The sequence below is a fragment of the Bartonella rochalimae ATCC BAA-1498 genome, from assembly GCF_000706645.1.
GTDB lineage: Bacteria > Pseudomonadota > Alphaproteobacteria > Rhizobiales > Rhizobiaceae > Bartonella > Bartonella rochalimae.
The window spans coordinates 382,184-399,380 of sequence record NZ_KL407337.1; the positions used below are offsets into that span (position 1 = coordinate 382,184).

A 17,197-nucleotide genomic window follows, 5' to 3' on the forward strand; every position below is an offset into this window, starting at 1 on the left:
AAGGGCGTATTCCTTTTCCATCTGTAAGAGTATGAGGCGAGTATGGCACGCAGAACCAAATTGCAAACATTTGAAATCGAAGTCGAAGAAGCTCTTGAAAAAGCAATGAACTTTGACTTTGATAACGCAGAGATCGAAGAAATAATATCAAGTGACTCTGAAAATCTAATTAATGTAGATGATTTGATTCAAAAAATTGCAACTTCAGAAGAAGAAATCCTTTCTGAAAATGAAACTTCAGTTCTCACCTCATCTAATATTCATGATAATGCTGTTGTTGATGAATCAGTTGCTGAATTACTTTTTGGTCAAAAACCGATTCATGAGCTTTCAGGTGGAACTGTACGTGATACACTATTACCTACACAACCTCTCCCTGCTAATGATGATATAACAGTACCTTTCAATTTCAAATCATTAAAACAAAATGGTGCTTCTCGAATTTATTGGAGCACGACAGCTCTCAGTGCTCTATGGGCAACAGGTGGTGCTTTTATTGCTCATAAACTAGCTCCTTCTGGTCTAAGCTCTTTAGCAAATATAATTACTTTTATTACATCCCCCCTCGGATTAGCTGTAGCGGCAGGAACTACAATTCCTATCCTTATGTCTTGGGGAGTTACCCAACTTATAAAACGTTCAAATGAATTGCGTAATATTGCCATTCTTATGACCAATGCTGCACAACGCCTTAGCGAACCACAGAACATTTCTGAAAAACAAGCAATTGCTATAAGTCAAACTCTTCGTAAAGAAGTAGCTGCGATGAATGAAGGAATCGAACGCACCCTCGGCCGTGCTGTTGAACTCGAAGCTATCATTCAAAGTGAAGTTCATAATCTTGAACGAGCCTATTCTGAAAATGAATCACGTATTTATACCTTAATTAAGGAGTTAAATAATGAACGTACAGCAATCTTGAATCATGCTGATCGCGTACAAACAGTAATCAAAGGAACACAAGAGCAACTGAGTGATGAATTTGACTTAGCTACTTCCAAAATTGCAACCAATGTTGAGAAACTTGCGCAAACTCTTACCCAAACCTTACAACAACAAGGGGAAGATCTTGTTAAAAAGCTCTCTTATGCAGGTGATGGTGTAACAAATCAACTCTTTGAACAATTTAATGAAACAACATTACAAGTTCAGCAGAAAAATACAGAATTTTTTCATGTATTAGGAAAAACCTTTGATACTTTTGCAGAGCGTTTTGATAATAATGAAAAACAATTAGAAAAAACTTTCGATGAAACAGCTGCTAAAGCTGAATTGCATATTGCTAAGCTTGCAACGCGTATACAAACTGCAACAGACCAAACTTTATATAGTGTTGATGAGAAATTTAAAACATTAGATGAAGCAATTATTGACCGTAATAATCAATCATTACAAGATTTTGATGAAAAAATTAAGCAGCTTGATCAACAAGCATATAAACTCTCTTCTAAATTTGATAATATCACCTCAGAAGCAATTGAAGCGTTTGGAAATCGCCTAGTAAACGTTGACTTATCTCTTAAAGAACACAGTGATACCATTATCGAATCCTTCGTTGCACGTAGTAAAGAATTAGAAAACAACGCTGAAAAGCTTGGTAACTTTCTGGAAGCTCATGCCTCTCAAATCAACGTAAATCTTAAAGAAATAACTACTGATATTAGTAATGTATTTACAAACGGACATGATCAGATTTTTTCTGCAGTTGATGCAAGCAAAAAAGTTTTACAAGAAGAAATCAAAAATGTCGATAATGCAATTATAGACATAATAAATGAGCGCTCGCAAGACTTCAAAACACAAATCGCTAATCAAAGAGATGTCATGGCGAGCATGTTGGACAGCGAAAACAATAAAATTGCTGACACATTAAAAGATCAAATTGATGTATTGACCAAAAATGTTTCAGATGTTGAAAAGACGTTGAGTCAAAATATTCAAATTGTTGATCAACATGCTAAAGATCATGCTAATAACATAATTCAGTGTACAGAAAAACTACAAGAATCCATCACACAAAGCTGTGATACAACTAAAAATGCTTTAGAAGAACAAATTAAAAATATTGATATACGTGCCGATGCTCTTCGTGATTCCTTAGCTATCAATAGTTTTGCTCTTAATGAAGTCCTTGCAGATCAAGCGCGCACACTTGAGCAACGTATGGAAACAATTCATAATATCATCGCTAAAAGCGATATACATGTTGATATGGCATTAAAACAACAAGCAGACTTAGTCGAAAATGCAATTACTAATAATAACAAAGCCGTTACTGAAACCGTTCAAAACCATATAAAAAATCTTGAAGGACATACTGATCTCCTTAAGAACACTCTTTCTCAATCACATGATGTATTCCTTGATACTCTTCAGACACGCGTAGGATTATTCGACGAAAATTTGGAAAGTCGTGCACGTCAAGTTTTTGAACGTGCCGCTACATTGGAAGAAACGTTATCCGAAAAACTTGAGAAAGTATGTGAAACCATCGACATGCAAACATCTACTTTTGAAGAACGATCCAATAACCTAAAAAAATCTATAGTCCTTAATAATGAACATAATCAAGCAATCCAAAAAGCACTAGAAGAAAGCGCAGATAACATACGTCTCTCATTAGAAAATTCTGTTGATACAGTTACAGATAACGTACAAAAGAAGTTTACCAATATTTCTGAAAAATTAGTATCAATAATAGCTAATGAAACAGAAAAGTCAGAGGCTTCTCTTGCTACTGCTGGTAATCAATTTATTTCATCTTTTGCTGATGTTGTTATCAAAGCAACAAATATTATCTCAGAATCTAGTAACCGTATTGCATTGAATGTTGAACAAACGGTCAATGAAACTAGTGAGAAAGTCATTTCTGCTCTAACTGAGCAGACAGCTCACACTGCAAATGCCTTCACAACAGTAAGTAATAATGCGCAAGCATTGATTAATGAAACAATTCATGCTTCAGCAGAAGCAGTTAATCAATTACTCAGTGAACGTTCTAATGTTCTTCATCAATCGATGTTAGATTTTCAAAATAATTTAAGTCATCAATTAGCTAATGTAAACAATCGCTTAGAAGAAGCAAAAGATGAAACATCCGCGAAAATTTCAGGACATATGGAACAATTAACAGAATTAACAGATTATTTGAATCAAACAGTATACAATACAACTGAAACGGTTAGTAACTTAACCCAGCAAATTGGTGAACAGCTCTCGCTTTCAACACAAGAAGTTGAACAAAGAATTTATGCACAAAATGAATCCTTAGTGAATACTCTTACACAAAAAAATTCCGAAACTATTCAAACTATGGCTACTGTACAAGAAGATCTTATTAAGAATGTGTCAGGTGTCATCGAGCAATTGAACCAATCCATTTATAATATTCATGAAAACAGTAACATTTTGATATCAACGGTTCAAAGCCTTGACGGTCAGTTGAATGAAACTGCTAATAATTTCTTCCATAATACCAATCAAGTAGCAGAATACTTATCAACGTCAAATCAAGAGCTCAATAGCAATGTAGAGACGTTACAAGGACTTTCTCAAAATACATTTGAACAAATTAGTCATATAACAAACAATTTTGGTGAACATGCTAAAACGCTTTCTGAAGCTATTCGCGTTCTTGAGCAATCAGAAAACACACTTAATATAACACTCCAAGAAAAGCAAAATGCACTTTCCGTATTAAGCAATGCCCTTATTTCGAAATCTGATGAGGTTAATCAACTTATAAAACATTACGAAAATGTTCTTAGCTTAACATTTGAACGTGCTGATGAAAATACACGTAACTCGACACATTTAATGCAACGAACACTTCATGAATTGATTAATGAAGCTTCAACACGTTTTTCAGATGCTGCAGAAAATATACGCTTTTCAGCCAATGAAATTCGCTCAGAACTTTCAAAAGTTAATAATGATTTTAATGAAAGTATTCAAAAATTACCAGAAAAAGCGAAAGAAACAACACAGACAATTCGACATGCCTTAAGTGAACAAATTGTAGCACTAAAAGACTTAACGAATATTATGCACAATACTGAAAAAGAACAATCAACACCAACAATATCCCCATCGTTAATGTCAAATAGTGCAACTTCTGGAGTCAATAAAAAAATAGTGCCACCACAGCCTATTGTACAATCAGGACAACACAAAACAAAACAAAACAAATGGGTATCAGACCTTTTAGAAAGAGTCTCACGTGAAGAAATATTATACTCAGAAAAAGATAATAATTTCTCTTCCTCACCAGAAAAAGAAAAGTCTGATTCTATGAATGAATCCCTGAACTCACTAGTAAATAGTATTGTTCAAACCATTAATCATAATGCTGCTGTCGAGTTATGGAATCGTTATAAACGTGGACAAAAAAATATCATAGCTGAACATCTTTATACACCGAATGGAAAAATAATATTTGAAACAATTAGAAAAAAATATCTAAATGATATAGATTTTAAAGATTCAGTTAATCAGTATATTTCAGAGTTTGAAAAATTATTACGTGATATATCTCGCAATTCTGGAAATACCCATTTAGCCCGCCAATATTTAACATCAGATACTGGAAAAGTTTATACTATGCTTGCTCATGTAAGTGGACGAATTCAATAAAATAAAAAGAAAGGTGAAAAAGTTTTTCTTTTTCGCCTTTTTTCTTTTTAATTTTATCTATTATATATAATTATATTATACTTTTACTGAAAGCATAATCTATTTAAAATTGTAAAAATTATAGAAATTCTGTCAGAAGGACAAAATAATACTACTAATATTAGTGAACCTATTAATTAATATACTCTCAGAAAGTGGTTTCGTAATCTGGAAAATTAACCTACCCTTATCTTGTGATATGAAAAGAAATCAGAACCTGTAATGGATAAAACTGATTATAAATAGCAACGCTTCTATAAATATAGACTAACTCGGATATTATCAAAATGTCTAAAAAACAAAATAGCAATACTCGTCTGCAACAAACTGAACTTGAAAGCGCAGCACTTTTTTATCACCAACATACGAAACCTGGAAAACTAGAGATACAAGCAACAAAGCCTTTAGATAATCAACGTGATCTAGCGCTTGCTTATTCTCCAGGTGTTGCTGCGCCATGTCTTGCGATTTACGATGATCCAAAACTTGCATCTCAGTATACTTCTCGTTCTAACTTAGTCGCTGTTATAACAAATGGAACTGCCGTTCTTGGCTTAGGAAATATTGGCCCACTCGCCTCTAAACCGGTTATGGAAGGAAAAGCTGTTCTATTTAAAAAATTTGCAAATATTGATGTTTTTGATATCGAACTTGATGCACCCGATATCACAAAAATGATAGAAACTGTATCTGCATTAGAACCGACATTTGGTGGAATTAATCTTGAAGATATTAAAGCTCCAGAATGCTTTGAAATTGAAGAACAACTTCGTGCTAAAATGAATATTCCGGTTTTCCATGATGATCAACATGGAACTGCTATTATTGTTTGTGCAGCGGTGTTAAACGCTTTAAGTCTTGCTAACAAAAAAATTGAAAATGCAAAAATAGTTTCCTCAGGTGCAGGCGCAGCTGCCTTGGCTTGTATTAACCTTTTAGTCCGTCTTGGAGCAAAAGTAGAAAATATTTGGCTTAGCGATTTAGATGGTGTCGTGTACAAGGGTCGCAAAACACTTATGGATCGTTGGAAAATTAACTACGCACAAAAAACTGATGCGAGAACTCTAGCCGACATCATAGAGAATGCAGATATCTTTTTAGGCCTTTCAGCAGCTGGAGTTTTGAAACCTGAATATTTAAAAAAGATGGCTTCAAAGCCTTTAATTCTAGCACTTGCCAACCCAAAACCGGAAATTATGCCAGAAGAAGCAAGTGCAGTACGACCCGATGCGATGATCTGCACAGGGCGTTCCGATTATCCTAATCAGGTTAATAATGTCCTTTGTTTTCCTTATATTTTTCGTGGTGCATTAGATGTTGGTGCAACTGCAATTAATGAAGAAATGAAAATGGCCGCAGTTCATGCGATTGCTGCCCTCGCCCGTGAAGAATCTTCAGATGTCGCAGCATGTGCATATTCAAAAAAGCCACCTAGTTTTGGGCCTGAATACCTCATTCCTTCGCCTTTCGATCCGCGTTTAATACTACGCATTGCCCCTGCTGTCGCCAAAGCAGCAATGGAATCGGGTGTGGCAGTACGGCCGATTGAAGACATGGAGGTCTATAATGATACTCTTAATCGTTTTGTATTCCGTTCTGGTCTTATAATGAAGCCTGTTTTTGCAGCAGCCAAAACAGCAAGATGTAAACGTGTAATCTATGCTGACGGTGAAGATGAACGTGTTCTTCGTGCCGCACAAATTGTTCTTGAAGAACAAACAGCTATTCCTCTTCTTATTGGTCGTCCACATGTGGTAGAGACAAGATTAAAACGCTTTGGTTTAAAAATTCGTCCCGGCATAGATTTTGAAATCACAAATCCAGAAAATGATCCACGTTTTCGTGACTATGTAAATTTATTTCTACATTATACAGGCAGATGTGGAGTTTCACCTGAAGTTGCGAAAACAATCGTAAGAACATCAACTACAGCTATTGCAGCTCTTGCAGTTATGCGTGGTGAAGCTGATGCAATGATTTGTGGTCTAGAAGGACGTTTCGAACGTAATCTTGAATTAATTGAACAAATCATTGGGCTTAATCCAAATGTTAATCATTTTTCTGCCGTTAGTCTCCTTATCTCTACACGTGGTACTCTTTTTCTAACGGATACTTACGTTAATGAAAATCCTTCTGCGGAAGAAGTAGCAGAAATGACAATCCTAGCAGCGCAAGAAATTGAAGCATTTGGTATAAAACCAAAAGCAGCTTTATTATCACACTCAAATTTTGGTTCCAAAAATACAGCAAGCGCGCGCAAAATGCGTCGTGCTACCGAAATCCTTGCTGAATTATATCCAAATTTGGAAGCAGATGGGGAAATGCATGGTGACTCTGCACTTTCCAAAATTCTTCGTGATCGTGTTTTCCCTGCTTCACGCCTTACAAGCGAAGCTAATTTGCTAGTCTTTCCAACACTTGATGCAGCCAATATCACGCTTAATATCGCAAAAAATTTAACAAATGCACTGCATGTAGGCCCTATTTTGATTGGAGCTGCACGTCCCGCACACATTCTAACACCTTCAGTAACTTCACGGGGTGTTGTCAACATGACAGCTCTAGCAGTCCTTGCTGCAAATAGAAAAAATCTTACAATAAAACAAATGAAAACAAAAGATTCTCATGTAGATAAAACTTAAAAGTCTCCTGTAGAAACACTTTAGAAACCAAGCTAAATTTATTGTAAATTCATTTTCAATATTGAAAAGGCAATTCTATTTTGGATTAAGCTTTTTTTTTAAGATAAAAAAGGTTAGATAGAATCGTAACTGAAGTCTTTTATAAAGCTACTAACATAATAAGGAATCATACATTGTCTTATACTTTTGACAAAGTCGCTGATATTATTGCAGAAATCAGTGAAATTGATCGGAGCACGATTACACCCGAAAGTCATACAATTGATGATTTAGGAATTGATAGTCTTGATTTTCTTGATATTGTTTTTGCCATTGATAAAGCCTTCGGAATTAAAATCCCACTAGAACAGTGGACACAAGAAATCAATGAAGGTTCAGTCGCAACTGAAGAGTACTTTGTTCTTAAAAACCTTTGCACAAAAATTGATGAACTCATTGCTTTAAAACAAGCTAACTAATTTTTTGCTATGCAGAATCATGCTGTATTCATTACTGGTATAGGAATTATAAGCTCTTTAGGTGAAGGAGTTGTTCATCATTGGAATCAATTAAATAACCCCGCAATTAAACCGAACCTTGATTGTACAACTTTCGCACCCTATGCTGTTCATCAATTGACAGAAGTCGATTGGAATCTGCAAATCCCAAAGCGAAGTGACCAACGACAAATGGGAATATGGCAACGCCTTGGTACCTATGCAGCTGGTCTTGCTCTTGATGATGCAGATATGAAAAATGATCACCAGTTAACATCAACAATGGATATGATCGTTGCAGCGAGTGGAGGAGAACGTGACATTACTGTTGATACGCAAATTCTTGCAAAAGCCCGTACAACCACTCATTATGAGCCTATGTTAAATTTAGCCCTTTCGACTGAGCTTCGGCCAACTTTATTTTTATCGCAGCTATCAAATCTTCTAGCTGGGAATATTTCGATTGTTCATAAAATAACCGGTTCTTCTCGTACATTTATGGGTGAAGAAGGAAGTGGACTTTCTGCTATTCAAATTGCTGCTGCACGTATTCGCTCAGGACAAAGCACACACGTACTGGTAGGTGGCTCTTATAATGCACAAAGCTACGATATGCTGTTAGCTCATGAGCTTGGAGGACTTTTAACACGTGGTGAATGGACACCAGTTTGGTCCCGTAAAAAATGCCCTGGTGGTGGATTAATTACTGGCTCTGGTGGTGTTTTTCTTGTTCTTGAAAATGGTGAACAAGCTCAAAAACGCAATGCACGTGTTTATGCTGAAATTAGTCAAATGATTACGAATCAAACAAATAGGACAAAAAATTCCCTTAAAGATACAATTACGTCAATGTTAAAAACAGTAAAGGCTGAAGCTTCATTTACAATTTCAGCAGCCTCAGGTTGTCATAACGCCACAAGAGCAGAACAAAGCGCTCTTGACGATGCTAATATATTTTACCGTGGTATTACGACATTATTTGGCTATATGCGAGAAGCGCAATTTCCTTTAGCGCTTGCATTAGCTGCTATTGCTGTTAGGAAAAAACGTAGCTTTCCCTCTTTGAGTTCTCATGAAAAGCTGTTTTCTGAAGAAATACGTGAAGCATTTATTACAACTATTGGTATAAAAAGAGCTGAAGGAATAGTGCACCTTACCGCTGTCTAAAAGAAAGTTTCTATGATGAAATATAATGATCATCTTGGACGTCCACTTGTAGCAATCACTGGAGCAGGAGTTGTAACATCACTAGGACAAGGAAAACAGGAAAATTGGAACAAATTAATTAATGGTGTTAGTGGCATTCATAAAATCACGCGCTTTCCTGTTGAAGGATTAAATACACATATCGCAGGAACGATTGATTTTCTTGAAGAAAGTACAATCGGTGCTGCAGCTCTTTCCGAAAGATTAGCGCATCTTGCTGCAGAAGAGGCTTTAGAACAAGCAAATCTTGACAAAGAAGATTTTAATGGACCATTGTTTTTAGCTGCTCCTCCAGTTGAACTTGAATGGAAAGCACGTTTCGCTCTTGATAAAGAAGTAATATCCAGTCATGAACCTACTTATGCACATCTTCTTGAAGTTTGTAGTAAAAAACCTCATCATGCGCTTTTTGAAGCTACTCAATTTGGAACAATTGCAGAAAAAATTCAAGAAAAATTTGGAACAAAAGGGCTTCCCATTACCCTTTCAACCGCTTGTGCATCTGGTGCAACAGCTATCCAGTTAGGTGTTGAAGCAATTCGACGAGGTGAAACAGATCGTTCCCTCACAATCGCCACGGATGGTTCGGTTTCAGCAGAATCCCTTATCCGTTTTTCACTATTATCTGCTCTTTCCACCAAAAATGATCCAGCAGAAAAAGCAGCAAAACCATTTAGCCGCGATCGAGATGGTTTTGTGATGGCTGAAGGATCAGGTGCTCTTGTCCTTGAGTCTGTTCAAAGTGCTTTAGCTCGTAAAGTGGAAATTCTAGGAATTTTGGCAGGCTGTGGAGAAACAGCTGATGATTTTCATCGTACACGTTCAAAGCCCGATGCATCACCTGCAATTGAAGCAGTTCGTAAAGCCTTAGCCGATGCAAAAATAACTATCAATGAAATTGATTATATCAACGCACATGGAACCTCTACACCTGAAAATGAAAAAATGGAATATCTAGCATTATCAACAGTTTTTGGTGATATTTTAGAACACATCCCAGTCTCTTCTAATAAGTCAATGATTGGCCATACATTAACTGCTGCAGGTGCCATAGAGGCCGTTTTCTCACTTCTAACCATCCAAACAGGAATACTTCCCCCTACAATTAATTATGATGATCCTGATCCTACAATTCCTTTAGATGTTGTTCCTAATCATAAGCGTAAAGCCTGCATAAATGCAATTTTATCCAACTCATTTGGTTTTGGAGGTCAAAATACTAGCCTTGTTATTACAGCGTATAAAGGATAATCATTTAAATTGATCTGAAAACTATCAATCTTTATAGAGATTCAAAGAGAATAACGATGCGTACACTGCAACTAATCAATGAGCGCCAACTTAAAATTACTAATACTCCACCACCACCGCCACCAAATCCCGGTGAAGTCACAGTGCGGATAAAGGCTGTTGCTCTCAACCATATTGATGTATGGGGATGGCGCGGTATGGCCTTTGCAAAAAGAAAAATGCCACTTATTATAGGTGCAGAAGCTTCTGGTGAAATTGCTCAATTAGGAGATGGCATTGAAAATTTTCAAGTTGGGCAACTCGTTTCAATTTATGGAGCGCATACTTGTGGTCTATGCCAAGCCTGCTGCGAAGGGCGTGATAATCTTTGCGATCAAGTAAAAGGTGTATATGGTTTTCATCTTGATGGATTTGCTTGTGAGCTCGTCAATCTTCCAGCACATCTACTAGTGCCAGCGCCTTTAAAATGTGATGAAATAAAAGCAGCTGTGGCCCCTATTACCTTTGGAACCGTAGAGCATATGCTGTTTGATAATGCAAAATTACAAGTTGGAGAAACAATTCTAATACATGCTGGTGGTTCTGGTATTGGATCAGCAGCTATTCAAATTGCAAAAAACATGGGATGTACAGTCATCACTACAGTGGGTTCAGACAGCAAAATTGAAAAAGCACAATCTCTCGGAGCAGATCATGTTATTAATTACCGTAAAGAACGTTTCGAAGGTATTGTTCGTAAATTAACGCAAAAAAAAGGTGTTGATGTTGTTTTTGAGCATGTAGGAGCTGATACATGGGCAGGTTCTATGCTGAGTATGAAACGCGGAGCACGTTTGGTAACTTGTGGTTCTACTTCTGGTATTTCAACATCTATGAATTTAATGCAATTATTTCAGCAACAACTGAAAATATTTGGTTCATTTGGTTGCCGTATGGAAAATATGGCAAATGCTATGGAGAAAATGGCGCAAGGAATTATATATCCTGTCATTGATACAATTATTAATTTTGATCAAATTGATATAGCTTTAAAACGCATGGAAAGTCGTGATGTTTTTGGAAAAATCATCCTGAAAATCAATTAATTATGTTAAAGTATTATATTAAAAATTTTATATATCGTATTAAAATCAATATAAAAAATTATTTCAATTTTCTATGGGCGCACCTATTAATCGGTTTTTTAGCCATTCTACGATATCTTCCTGCTAATATTGGTTTTTCTTTTTTTTCCTGGTTAGCAAAAACATTTGGTCCTCTTGTACCTCGTCATAAAATTGTACTTTCTAATCTTAAAGCTGCATATCCAGAAAAAACAGAACAAGAATTGTGTAAAATTGCAATAAAAATGTGGGAAAATATGGGGCGACTTCTGGCCGAATATATTTTTCTTGATAAAATTTTTGACTTCGATCCTAATGCTGATAAGCCAGGATTGGTTGAAGTCAACGGCATTGAAATATTTCAACGATTAAAGAACGAAAAAAAACCACATATTTTTTTCACAGCTCATACTGGAAATTTTGAACTTCTTCCTATATGCGCTCAAAGTTTTGATCTTAACGTCACAGTATTATTTAGGCCACCCAATAATCCCTATATTGCAAAAAAAGTTCTTAAAGCGCGCAAAACTTCTATGGGACATCTTGTACCATCCAAAGCTGGTGCAGTCTGGATACTAGCTGCTAAACTAGCAAAAGGTGAAAATACAGGCGTTCTTGTCGATCAAAAATTCCGTCGAGGTATTCCTGGAACATTTTTTAACCGACCAGTTAAAACAAATCCCCTAATTATAAAACTCGCTCGACAATATAATTGTGATATCTATCCAGCACGTTGTATCCGATTAACTGGAGGACGTTATCGTCTAGATTTATATGAACGTGTAGACCTACCACTTGATGAAAAAAATGAAATTAACATACCTGCTGCCACACAAAAACTAAATGATATTGTTGAATCTTGGGTACGTGAATATCCCGAACAATGGATGTGGTTTCATAGACGCTGGGACCTATAATTATATTATATTAAAGAGACATTAATGCTAGCATCAAAAGATATCAATGACCTTATTTCAATTGTAGCAGCATTACGAAACCCTGAAAGTGGTTGCGCTTGGAACATAAAACAAACTTTTGAGTCCATTATACCTTATATGCTTGAAGAAGCTTACGAAGTTATTGATGCCATTGAACGAGGTAATCGAACAGATCTTTGTGAAGAACTCGGTGATCTTCTTTTACAGGTAGTGTATCACGCTATGATTGCTACAGAAGAAAGAAGCTTTACTTTTGAAGATGTTGTTTATGCAATTACGGCAAAAATGATTCGCCGTCATCCTCATGTTTTTGGAAATACAGAGCAAAAAAGCCGTGGTTTTGTGGAAGGAATGTGGGAGCATATCAAGAAAATAGAAAAAGCCGAACCGACAAAACAATATGAAAAAATAAGTGTACCAGATAATGAACTAGCAAGTTGTCTTATCCAAGTAAAATCAGCTCAACCAGCAGATCAAGAAGCCCTCGCATTACAAAAAGCAGCTGCAGAAGTTGGTTTTAAGTCGTATGATAGTGATAAAACTTTTGCAAAAATCAAAGAAAAACTCAATACACTCAAAGAAGCAATAAAAATTGAAAAAAAATCCGATATAGAAATAGAATTCGGCGATCTTTATTTCACGCTATTGAACCTCGCACGTCACTTGAATATTGATCCACAAAAAGCACTTAAAAAAACTAATACAAAATTTCGAAATCGCTTTGCGAATATTGGAGAAAATCTACTAGCTCAATCTAAAATGCTAACCGATGTCTCTTTAAAAGAAATGGAAGATCTTTGGAATAAAGCCAAAAATGCAGAATAAAAAATTATTTATACATCTTAATAGATATAATTAGAAAAATTATATAACAATTTGTTATTTAACTAAATTTTCTTGTATATTTCATTTATCTTATTTTGCGAAACAGGACGAATCTCTACCGATTCACCGCATCCACAAGATGAAATTTGGTTAGGATTATTGAATATAAAACCTGAGCGTAATGTTGTTACCTCATAATCCATCTGCGTTCCTAATAAAAATAATACTGCATCGCGTGCGACAAAAACACGAGCACCGTTAACTTCAACAACATCAGCATCATGCATTTCTTCTGTTACAAGAGTTATGGTATATTCCATACCTGCACAACCACCTTTCTTGATACCAACAAGAATACCATATGCATTTTTTGTTTTCATAATAGTTTTAACGCGATCTATGGCAGCTTCTGTCAAATTTATTACTGAAAAACGGCTCATCGTTTATTATTCTTTCACTGAACAAAGATTTTAGCTGCAATAATGCCATTTTTGATATTAAAACAAGCATCGGATTAAGCAAATAAATTATGTATACATTTCTTTAGATTTTTAATTCCTCCTACAATCTCTTTAAAGTAGTTAAAAAGTTCTTTTCGTTTTATTTAATCTATCATTATGTCAACATAATTGATTTATCCTCAAAACAGATTCTCAATATACACAGAAATATGAAAGAGATATCCTTGCTTTTCCACTAATGCCGCAATAAAAATAAATTTATTTGAAATCATAAAAACTATTCACTTTCTTCATCATCATACTATTAATAATCCCTAAGCTCTGCATACAGCAGCTGCTAAAAATCAGTAAATAAAAAACTTAGTGATCGAATTACTTATCGCAAATAAATTATAAATACTGGACTACAAAATCTTTCTTTCATCATCTTAGTGGTTCTTTCTTGTCACAAAAGAATATTCTGATAGATTTGATGTTGTTTTTCTCTTGCCTTTAAAGAAACAGTTGTTTAGTCGTGCTAAATAGTTCGGAGCGTAGCGCAGCCTGGTAGCGCACTTGACTGGGGGTCAAGGGGTCGTGGGTTCAAATCCCGCCGCTCCGACCATCCTTCAAAATTAAGAAAAAAGGATGCTTTCCTAAAGAGAAAATTTCTTTATATATAATTTCAAACATCTATTCTGCTTTTTCAATTATTTATAGCTGTTTTTATACAAAGAATCTTTAGACTTTCTCTTCAAGACAATATAAAAAACACGGGACTTTTATCCCGTGTTGTTCAAATAACTTAGAAAATTATAATTGTTCTTTTGCCTTAAGTTTTAAATTTTCTGTAGATGTATTATGATTATTGCTATTTTTAGTAGCAGACGTCGCTGCTTGCACAGCTATTTTTCTTGGTTTTAATTCAGCTGGCGTTTCTCTTTGAAGTTGAATATGGAGAAGACCATCACTTAGTTCAGCTCCAATAACTTTAACATGATCAGCTAAATGGAAACGACGCTCAAAAGCACGTGAAGCAATTCCTCGATAAAGAAACTCACGCCCTGCAACGTCATTTTCTGGCATTTTCTCACCCTTAATGGTTAGCTGATTACAATGTATTTCAATATCTATTTCATTTTGTGAAAAGCCAGCAACAGCCATAGAAATTCTATAAGAATCCTCACTTAAACGCTCAATATTATACGGTGGATAAGAAGAAGAAATATCATCTAATTGTGTCCTGGAATCAAACCAGTTAAGAAGATGGTCAAAACCTACTGTTGAACGATAAAATGGTGAAAAGTCTACTTGACGCATAAACTTGCCCTCCTTTAGAGCGACTATAATTGATCCTTCAAGTCTCCAAATGGCAGATATATTTGCAGACCAACAGTCCCAATATGGCAACTGTAATATTTATTTGGGAACAAATCTTTTTTATTTCAACTCCTTTGTATTTTAATTTACAAAAATACATATAAATAAAATAAATGTTTTTTAACTCTTCATCAGCATTACAAGTAACAGATTTTTTTATCTTGCATCAACTTGTGCACGTACATCAACAAAGGATGCCAATTGAAAACACCTCTTTATTCTACAGAGCATAATTCTTCTTTTTCTAATATGCATAGTAGCTATTTCAAAACAGCTAACAACCATGAGATTCGTTTTGCAATAACAAATTCTGAAATAAAAAAAACTAAAGGAACGGTTGTTATTCTCAAAAACTATGCAGATACTCTAGAAGAATATTTTTTACCAATGAATGAAATCTCTCAACGCGGTTTTTATACCGCAATATTTGATTGGCTTGGTCAAGAAGGGAACCAACCGAACAAACAAAAATGGTATCAACATAATTATTTTAATATTAATAATTATATCAATTATTTATCAGAATTTCTTAAAATAATTGTTTATACTGATTGCCCTCCACCTTATTACATGCTTACTTACGGTATGGGAGGACTAATAGCACTTAACGGGCTAAGCCTTATCACTCATCAATTTAACAGAATGCTTTGCGTTTCTCCTCTTTTTGCTCCACTAGGCAATAAAACAAACAGTTTTCAACATAAGTTAACACAATTTTTTTCCGATATAGGCCTTGGCTTTTTACCTGTTAAAGATAGAAAAAAATTAAAACAGAAAAACACAGAATCTAATTTTTCTTTTAATCCAACAACGGCTCAGTGGCTGTCCTCAACGCTCAATGCAATCGATGCAATGAAAACAAATATACTTCATGGGAAGTTACAAATTCCAACACTGTTTATCCTTGCTAATCAAAATAATATTGCGAATAATATTGAAGCAAGACAATTATGTCGATCAACACATTTGACAGACAGTATTACAATTATAGGAGCTGAGCTTGATACAATTATGCGTGAAGAATACTTTTATAAACAATTTTGGTCTGCATTTGACTGCTTTATTTCTAACAACCATCAAAAACACAAAATTTTTTAATAAATATATAAGTTTTCACACAATCAAAAGCATTGCCTGATTATATAAACTTTCGATATAAAAAATAATTAATAATCTTCTAATGTTTCAATAATTAGCAGCTCCTAAAACTGACATAATCATAAAATGTATATAATCAATCTGATAAGAATCAGCAAAAGTGGAAAAAAATAGAATCTGCAATTAAGTGAGCTAAAACCTTCAAAATATCGGATTCTTAACCCAAATTATGTACATAACGAATTCAAAAAGTAAAAATAATAATGTGAATTCTGGATAACAGCTAAGAAATTAACCATTTCGCCATTCATTTTCATTATAAATGTTTTATAGCTTTTCCTATAAATGCTCTACAATGTATAAATCAATATGATAAATTCTGATAAATAAAGCAATTGGACATAATGATGAAACGAATCTTGCTTGCAGAAGATGATAATGATATGCGCCGCTTTTTAGCAAAAGCACTCGAACGTGCAGGCTATGAAGTTACTGATTTTGATAATGGTGTTAGCGCATATGAATGCTTACAAGAAGAGCCCTTTTCTCTTCTACTTACTGATATTGTAATGCCAGAAATGGATGGAATCGAATTAGCACGACGTGCAACTGAAATTGACCCTGATTTACGAGTAATGTTCATTACAGGCTTTGCAGCAGTCGCATTAAATTCAAATCATGATGCTCCTCCTGATGCTAAGGTGCTTTCTAAGCCATTTCATTTACGTGAATTGGTTAGTGAAATCGAAAAAATACTTATAGCTGCTTGAAAAAGATATTTTTTTAATTATTCGTATTTTATTATAAAAATTCAATCAAGCATTAACGTTTACAGTTTTATACGTGATGCTACCATTATATAATGGGCGTGTAGCTCAGCGGGAGAGCACTACGTTGACATCGTAGGGGTCACAGGTTCAATCCCTGTCACGCCCACCAGGCGTTTTATACATAAATATAACATACTGATTTTACTTATCTTTTTTTAAGATTAGGGATAAATAAAGGTTAAGGAATAAGATTTTAAATTTTTCTCTAAAATACATTGCGAATCAGTCTTGTTTTTTGATCTCTTTATCTTTGTGTTTTAACTTTTTGGACCTGTTTCCATCCACACAACTATTCACCATATTTGTTATGTTTCAAGATTTGTTTGGCCAAGTTGAT

Annotated in this window: 12 protein-coding genes and 2 tRNA genes; 12 read left to right on the forward strand and 2 right to left on the reverse strand. The window is 34.9% G+C overall.

Features of this window, described 5'->3' with window-relative positions; translation table 11 throughout:
• The first annotated feature begins 42 nt into the window (after positions 1-42).
• The 8 genes from O99_RS01685 (at position 43) to mazG (ending at position 13,112) form a co-directional block, all read left to right on the forward strand.
• A complete protein-coding gene (locus O99_RS01685; protein WP_035005954.1) occupies positions 43-4,632 on the forward strand; it encodes a rhoptry family protein in 4,590 nt (1,529 codons plus the stop codon).
• Positions 4,633-4,958: 326 nt separating this feature from the next.
• Positions 4,959-7,313 carry an NADP-dependent malic enzyme gene (locus O99_RS01690; protein WP_035005955.1) on the forward strand — a complete coding sequence of 785 codons (2,355 nt, stop codon included), beginning with the start codon at positions 4,959-4,961 and terminating at the stop codon, positions 7,311-7,313.
• A gap of 173 nt (positions 7,314-7,486) precedes the next feature.
• Complete coding sequence (locus O99_RS01695) at positions 7,487-7,771, forward strand: acyl carrier protein (protein WP_035005956.1); 285 nt, start codon at positions 7,487-7,489, stop codon at positions 7,769-7,771.
• 9 nt (positions 7,772-7,780) lie between these two features.
• Positions 7,781-8,956, forward strand: coding sequence for a beta-ketoacyl-ACP synthase (locus O99_RS01700; RefSeq protein ID WP_035005957.1), 1,176 nt, complete (start codon positions 7,781-7,783; stop codon positions 8,954-8,956).
• Positions 8,957-8,971: 15 nt separating this feature from the next.
• Complete coding sequence (locus tag O99_RS01705) at positions 8,972-10,246, forward strand: beta-ketoacyl-ACP synthase (protein ID WP_035006682.1); 1,275 nt, start codon at positions 8,972-8,974, stop codon at positions 10,244-10,246.
• A 56-nt stretch (positions 10,247-10,302) separates the two neighbouring features.
• Positions 10,303-11,331: a zinc-binding dehydrogenase gene (locus O99_RS01710; protein ID WP_035005958.1), complete on the forward strand. Its 1,029-nt coding sequence runs from the start codon at positions 10,303-10,305 to the stop codon at positions 11,329-11,331.
• A gap of 2 nt (positions 11,332-11,333) precedes the next feature.
• The gene (locus O99_RS01715) at positions 11,334-12,266 is read left to right on the forward strand and encodes a lipid A biosynthesis lauroyl acyltransferase (RefSeq protein ID WP_035005959.1); all 933 of its coding nucleotides are present in this window, start codon (positions 11,334-11,336) and stop codon (positions 12,264-12,266) included.
• Between the two features lie 24 nt (positions 12,267-12,290).
• A complete protein-coding gene (gene mazG / locus O99_RS01720; protein WP_035005960.1) occupies positions 12,291-13,112 on the forward strand; it encodes a nucleoside triphosphate pyrophosphohydrolase in 822 nt (273 codons plus the stop codon).
• Between the two features lie 62 nt (positions 13,113-13,174).
• Here the strand turns inward: mazG and O99_RS01725 are convergent, their stop codons facing one another.
• On the reverse strand, positions 13,175-13,552 hold the full coding sequence (locus O99_RS01725) for an iron-sulfur cluster assembly accessory protein (RefSeq protein WP_035005961.1): 378 nt from the start codon (positions 13,550-13,552) through the stop codon (positions 13,175-13,177).
• 548 nt (positions 13,553-14,100) lie between these two features.
• Here O99_RS01725 and O99_RS01730 point away from each other — a divergent pair.
• Positions 14,101-14,177: transfer RNA gene (locus O99_RS01730), tRNA-Pro, on the forward strand.
• A 188-nt stretch (positions 14,178-14,365) separates the two neighbouring features.
• On the opposite strand, the gene O99_RS01735 is transcribed toward O99_RS01730, so the two are convergent.
• The gene (locus O99_RS01735) at positions 14,366-14,872 is read right to left on the reverse strand and encodes an Hsp20 family protein (protein ID WP_035005963.1); all 507 of its coding nucleotides are present in this window, start codon (positions 14,870-14,872) and stop codon (positions 14,366-14,368) included.
• Positions 14,873-15,133: 261 nt separating this feature from the next.
• Between O99_RS01735 and O99_RS01740 the strand changes: the two genes are divergently transcribed.
• From O99_RS01740 to O99_RS01750, 3 genes are all read left to right on the forward strand, one after another.
• Positions 15,134-16,030, forward strand: a complete 897-nt coding sequence (locus O99_RS01740) for a serine aminopeptidase domain-containing protein (RefSeq protein WP_035005965.1) — start codon at positions 15,134-15,136, stop codon at positions 16,028-16,030.
• A 407-nt stretch (positions 16,031-16,437) separates the two neighbouring features.
• Positions 16,438-16,800, forward strand: coding sequence for a cell cycle two-component system response regulator CpdR (gene cpdR / locus O99_RS01745; RefSeq protein ID WP_035006684.1), 363 nt, complete (start codon positions 16,438-16,440; stop codon positions 16,798-16,800).
• A 94-nt stretch (positions 16,801-16,894) separates the two neighbouring features.
• A tRNA-Val gene (locus tag O99_RS01750) sits at positions 16,895-16,969 on the forward strand.
• Positions 16,970-17,197: the final 228 nt, after the last annotated feature.

Bases quoted from the DNA above. Each gene is read 5' to 3' on its own strand.
- cpdR (WP_035006684.1), top strand. From the start codon at position 16,438: ATGAAACGAATCTTGCTTGCAGAAGATGATAATGATATGCGCCGCTTT.
- O99_RS01725 (WP_035005961.1), bottom strand. From the start codon at position 13,552: ATGAGCCGTTTTTCAGTAATAAATTTGACAGAAGCTGCCATAGATCGC.
- O99_RS01690 (WP_035005955.1), top strand. From the start codon at position 4,959: ATGTCTAAAAAACAAAATAGCAATACTCGTCTGCAACAAACTGAACTT.
- O99_RS01735 (WP_035005963.1), bottom strand. From the start codon at position 14,872: ATGCGTCAAGTAGACTTTTCACCATTTTATCGTTCAACAGTAGGTTTT.
- O99_RS01715 (WP_035005959.1), top strand. From the start codon at position 11,334: ATGTTAAAGTATTATATTAAAAATTTTATATATCGTATTAAAATCAAT.
- O99_RS01705 (WP_035006682.1), top strand. From the start codon at position 8,972: ATGAAATATAATGATCATCTTGGACGTCCACTTGTAGCAATCACTGGA.
- O99_RS01685 (WP_035005954.1), top strand. From the start codon at position 43: ATGGCACGCAGAACCAAATTGCAAACATTTGAAATCGAAGTCGAAGAA.
- O99_RS01710 (WP_035005958.1), top strand. From the start codon at position 10,303: ATGCGTACACTGCAACTAATCAATGAGCGCCAACTTAAAATTACTAAT.
- O99_RS01700 (WP_035005957.1), top strand. From the start codon at position 7,781: ATGCAGAATCATGCTGTATTCATTACTGGTATAGGAATTATAAGCTCT.
- mazG (WP_035005960.1), top strand. From the start codon at position 12,291: ATGCTAGCATCAAAAGATATCAATGACCTTATTTCAATTGTAGCAGCA.